This window comes from Geminocystis sp. CENA526 (assembly GCF_050753365.1).
Taxonomy (GTDB): Bacteria; Cyanobacteriota; Cyanobacteriia; order Cyanobacteriales; family Cyanobacteriaceae; genus Geminocystis.
This window is the reverse complement of the sequence record NZ_JBLZFY010000164.1, coordinates 1-5,967: the sequence shown is the minus strand read 5'-3', so window position 1 is coordinate 5,967 and position 5,967 is coordinate 1. Positions and strand designations below refer to the sequence as shown.

At 33.6% G+C, this 5,967-nt stretch carries 3 protein-coding genes; all 3 read left to right on the top strand.

Translation table 11 applies throughout. The annotated features are described in order from the left end of the window. The first annotated feature begins 180 nt into the window (after nt 1-180). The 3 genes from ACN4EE_RS21720 (at nt 181) to ACN4EE_RS21710 (ending at nt 5,819) form a co-directional block, all read left to right on the top strand. Complete coding sequence (locus ACN4EE_RS21720) at nt 181-2,508, top strand: two-partner secretion domain-containing protein (RefSeq protein WP_431708602.1); 2,328 nt, start codon at nt 181-183, stop codon at nt 2,506-2,508. A gap of 352 nt (nt 2,509-2,860) precedes the next feature. Beyond that, nucleotides 2,861-4,918 (top strand): hypothetical protein, encoded by a 2,058-nt coding sequence (locus tag ACN4EE_RS21715; RefSeq protein ID WP_431708600.1) that lies wholly within the window; start codon nt 2,861-2,863, stop codon nt 4,916-4,918. A 145-nt stretch (nt 4,919-5,063) separates the two neighbouring features. Beyond that, nucleotides 5,064-5,819 carry an SDR family oxidoreductase gene (locus ACN4EE_RS21710; RefSeq protein WP_431708599.1) on the top strand — a complete coding sequence of 252 codons (756 nt, stop codon included), beginning with the start codon at nt 5,064-5,066 and terminating at the stop codon, nt 5,817-5,819. Nucleotides 5,820-5,967: the final 148 nt, after the last annotated feature.

Here is a 5,967-nt window from a genome sequence, read left to right as displayed (position 1 = left end):
GTAAAATAAAAAATGACAACTAATTTTAGAAAAAATATTCTCGACACCCGCATATTGTGTCGCAATACATCCCACAGCTAAAGCAATCGATGCTCTTTGCGAAGTTGTTGTAAAATATTTTACGTTATATAACCTCAGTTATTAATTTTAAAGTCCACAATCTATTTTGTTTAGGTACTTATGCACTTTTCCACTAGGTTAATCATTATCTTTTTATTTTGGCTATTTTGTATCAATGGTAAATTAGTCAAAGCTCAACAAATTATCATTGATGGTAACACTGCAACCATTGTGACAAAGGATGGTGATAATATTACCATTGACGGTGAGACTTTATCTAAGGATGGAAAAAATTTATTTCATAGTTTTCTTGAATTTGGCTTAACTCCACAACAAATAGTTACTTTTCTTACCAATCCTAATATTCATAATATCCTCGCTAGAATCACGGGAGGAAACCCCTCTTATATCAATGGTTTAATTCAAGTTATGGGGGGTAACTCTAATTTATTTTTGATGAATCCTGCGGGGATTGTTTTTGGCGATCGAGCTAGTATAAATGTTCCAGCCGATTTTACGGCAACCACTGCTACTGGTATCGGTTTTAATAATGGCATTTTTAATGCGGTAGGTAGTAATGATTATAGTAATTTGACGGGAAATCCCACTAATTTTGTGTTTAACACTCAAGGGGGAAGTATCATCAACAGTGGTAATTTAAGAGTCGCTAATAATATCAATTTAATTGCAGGTAATGTTATTAACACGGGTTCGATCGAAACCACTAGCGGAAAAATCAACATACAGGCGGTAGAAGGCACATCAAGGATAAAAATAAGCCCTGAAGGTAGTTTATTGAGCTTAGAAGTCGATATACCCCAAGATGAGCAAGGAAATTTACTAGGATTTACCCCTCAAGATTTACCCTCTTTATTAACGGGAGCGACTCAACGGGGCGTTAATACTCCTAATATATCGATCGAAAATAATCAAATACAAGTCAAAAATACCAGTATTCCTAATGAATCGGGAATGTCGATCGTATCGGGTAAAATCAGCACAGAGGATGGGGAAGTAAATATTTTTGGAAATACAGTCAAAGTGATTAACTCCCCTGAAAGTGACAAAGTTATTGAAAGTGCAAGGGTTTTTATCAGAGAAAATGCCCTTAATCCTAGTGTTTTAAATAATTCTACAACCATTATTGATAATTCTGTTAATAGTGAAGTAGAAACTAATAATATATCCCAACCGTCAACACCCTCTCAACCGTCAACCCCCTCTCAACCGTCAACACCCTCTCAACCGTCAACCCCCTCTCAACCGTCAATACCCTCTCAACCGTCAATACCCTCTCAACCGTCAACCCCCTCTCAACCGTCAATACCCTCGCAACCGTCAACACCCTCGCAACCTTCCAGTTTTAATCAATCAACTAATTTTATCTCTCCTTTTGATCCCTTCTCAGAAATTTCTCGGAATTTACCTCCTTCCCTTAATAATCTCATTCAGCAACCTGTTACTCATACTTTGCTTAATAATTTCGATCGAACCGCTTATAATCTCGATCGAGAGTTTGTTGCTTTAAATACATCCTTTGGACTGTCTTTATATAGAATTGATCAAGCAAAAGAGATTTTAACCCTGATTGAAAAAGAAACCGATGAAAAACCTGCTTTTATTTTCGTCATGTTTACCCCTAAAGGTTATCAACCCGTTGATTTAGATGCAGAATTTGCCCAACGAGAAGCTATTTATACCCAAGAATATAGTAAAGTTGACGTTAATAAACCGAATCTTCAGCCCACTATTCCCTTTCAAAATTTTCCTGATGATCAATTAGATATTTTAGTGATTACAAAAGAAAAACCGCCTCTGAGAGTAGTTGTACCTATAACTCGTGAACAAGTGGTACAATCCGCTACTAATCTATGGATTAACGCTTCCGATCCTTTCATCTTAAATGATAGTTATAAACCCTATGCTACCGAATTATATACTTGGTTGATTGCTCCCCTTGAAGAAAAATTAAAAGAAGAAGAAATAACTAATTTATTATTTATACTTCCCACAGAAATCCGCTTTATCCCTGTTGCCGCCTTATATGACGGTAAAAATGAAAAGTTTTTAGTAGAAACATATAGCAGTGGTTTAGCACCCAGTTTAAACCTTAATGATAACCGCTATCGTCCCATTAAAGACTTACCATTATTAGCTATGGGGGCATCAGAATTTGGAGATGATGAAGTCACACCCCTACCAGCAGTAAGCCTAGAATTACCCACTATCAAAAAAATCTGGAATGATCAAGAATCTGAAAATTATCAACAGTATTTGAATAGTAACTTTACCTTACCTCAAATCAAAGCAAATTTAGCTCGACAACCTTACGGAATCGTTCATTTTGGTACTCATGGAGAATTTAATCCCAGTGAAACTGTCAATAGTTTTATTCAATTATACAATTCTCGCCTACCCCTAAATGAAAAACGGAAGCCTTTGCGGTAGGTACTGGAGGAGTAATTACTTTCGATGCCAATAATTACGTTGATAATGTTGCAGGAGATGCAAACTTAGAGATTTCACAACAAAATAGTATCTCCAATGATACTGTCAGTATTGATGCCACTCCGAGTGGAGTTATTGTTGGTTCTACTTTTGGTCCTAGCTAATACGTTAGTTAATACTTTCACCTTTGTCGAAAAAGTAACAAAATAAGATTGCTTCGTACCTTGCAATGACCTTGTGTTTTTGTATTAACTTTATATTTTAGTTTTGTGGCGACAACAAGAATATTTATTATTCGCAAAATATCCTTGAGAAAATGAACTATTTGCATAGTAGATAGGCAGATTTATTTATGAATAAAACTCAATTAAAATTTACCTTGATGGTAGGCTGTCTATCTCTTAATTTTTATAATACTGCCGTTTTTGCCCAAAATATAGACATTAACGATTCGACTGATAATATCAGTAATTCTACAGATTCGATCGATACTGAAACCGAATCAGAATATAAAATTCCCCCCATGATAGTGGATGAAAATAATGTACCGATTATTATTACCAGTTTTCCTTTAAATGGTTTTTCTCTTGATCATACCAAAAAATTTGAGATTAATAGTGCCTATCAAACAGGAGAAAATATCAGCGACAATTTCTATCTTAATACTATCTATAAATTAGATGGAAATGTGATTAATAGTTTAACAAAAAATAATATTTTTACAGCAGATTCCAGAGGAACTTATGTAAAATTAACTACTCTTAATAAAAGCAGTACAATCACATTAACTACTGTTGAGCCACAAAATGTGAGAGGTACAGGCATTCAGCAAACTTTTACGGGAAATTGTGGTATTCTAAATCAAAATGTTTCTAATCCTAATAGTCAATGTAGTTATTTACCTGCTTTAGTTACCGATCGAAATAGTATTGATCCTAACACTTTAATTCCCACTAGAATAGAACAATTAGGGAAATTAGGTCAAGAAGTATCTCCAGAAAATTTAGCAATTTTACAACAGCCAGGATTCCAAAATAGAGGGGTTAATGGCGAATTTTTTGGACTCGATCTATACTTTCCTAATGTGGGTAGATTTCCGGGTAATAGTCAATCCAATAAAACCGAAGTTACCCGTACAGAATCGATCGAAACCACTAATTCTTTAGGCATTTATCGTACCAGACAAATAGTTAAATCTAACAGTGAAAAAGCTATTTTAGCTAGGACTATTTACGGCGGAGGATTTATTATTAATGACGATAATTTTTTACTTAATAGTTTAGTCAATATAACAGGACAATTTTTACCCGAATTAGAACCAACTTTAGAAGGAAGTGAAGATATAGCTAATACGAATATTCATAGAAATTTATTTAATTCTGCTAATAATACTCGTATTCCTAGCGATAGTTTTGTGATTTATCACGCTGGTTTAGGTAAAATCAATCATCAAAAAATTAATGTTTTATCACCAAGTAAAAAAACAAATCTAGTAGGAATATTTAATAGTGTATGGTTAGGTTTATCTCCCGTAAGAAAACAAACATCTACGATTAATAGTTTTATTGTTAGTACCAGTCCAGAAAGACTTATTTTGAGGGCGGGTGGAGAAGGCGGATTAAATTCTAATATCAGTTTTGTTACTTCTAGTAATGAGCAAACCATTAATTCTATTAGTTTAAATAATTTTTATATTCAAGCCTATATTTCTTTATATGAAAGGGATATTAATTTTGTTACTCAACAAACTTTAACAGAAACAACTAAATATTATCCCCATCTAAGTTTTACAGGAAATATTACTGATAATGATCATATTTTTCGTTATTATGCAGGTTCAATTACTTCTGATCAACCTAAATTTTATCTAGGTGGTGATTATACTAAATTTGTTAATAATTGGCGTTTTAATTTAGCTTCCATTTATTATGTTAATCCTGATCAAGATTATTTTAGTAAAGTAGAAAGCAGTATTAATAAAAGGTTTTTATTAGGTAATAATTCTAGTATAACTTTGTCTTCTGGATTAAGATATGCTTGGAATAGAGATGATTCAAATATTTTAGAAAATCCTACGGATAATTTTGTCGGTATAGGAACAACATTAAGGGTTTATAATGTGGTTTTGACTTTAACTCAATTACTTGATCTACTTCCAGATTCGATCGGTAATAAACTGCAAGGAAGTATCTCTTTTCCCCTCATAAATAATGTTAGATTAAATGGTTATTTAGCACCCCAAAGAGACATCAATAATTATGGAATTGTTCTTTCTTATTCTTATAATTCTGATACTTTATTTAGTCTAAGATGGAATCGCAGTATTTATGATTTTGGGTTCGATCGATTTAACAACAAATTAGAAACCACAAATAATTATTATACTTTCTTTTTTAAAACTAAATTATGAGAATTAAGGCTTTTCTACAGTAGTTATGATAAATTACTAGAAAATAATCGATTTTCCCTTTCATGGGAAGATAATTGCCATATAGGCAAAAAAAGTAATAAAAATATTGCCTTTGTATTCTTGATTTTAGATTTAATTTGTAAATATGACAAAAAAAGTTTTAGTAACAGGCGCAACGGGTAGGACTGGTTCTTTGGTGGTGAAAAAGCTACAATCTAATGATTATGGTTGGCAAGTTGTACCCTTTGCTCGATCGAGCAGTAAAGCACAAGAAATTTTTGGTAATACTGATAATTTTATCTTCGGGGATATTTTATCACCTGACGATGTTTCGATCGCACTGGAAGGATGCGAAAAGTTAATTATTTTAACGAGTGCCGTGCCAAAAATGATTACTCCTCCTTCGGAAGGAAAACCCCCTGAGTTTGATTTTGAAACTAACGGAAAACCCGAACAAGTCGATTGGTTAGGGCAAAAAAACCAGATAGATAGCGCTAAAAAAGCTGGAATTAAGCATATTATCCTTGTCGGCTCAATGGGCGGTACAAACGAAAATCACCCTTTAAATCGTCTTGGCAACGGTAATATTTTAATCTGGAAAAGAAAAGCTGAACAATATTTAATGGATTCTGCCATAGATTACACCATTATTCGGGCAGGAGGGTTACTCGATAAACCAGACGGTAAACGGAAGTTATTAGTAGGCAAAGACGATGAATTTTTAGCTTCTCCTCCCAACGGCATTCCTACTTCTATCCCTAGGGGAGATGTGGCAAATATGGTAATTCAAGCCTTAAATAATCCTTTTGCCAAAAATAAAGCCTTTGATTTGATTTCTCAACCTGAAAATGATGATACCTCAATCTCGATCGACTGGGATGCACTGTTTCAATTAGCTTAAAGTAAACTAAAATGAGGTTTAGGAGTAATTACCCGTTACAACAACTTCGCAAAGAGCATCGATTGCTTTAGCTGTGGGATGTATTGCGACACAATATGCGGGTGTCGAGAATATTTTTTCTAAAATTAGTTGTCATTTTTTATTTTAC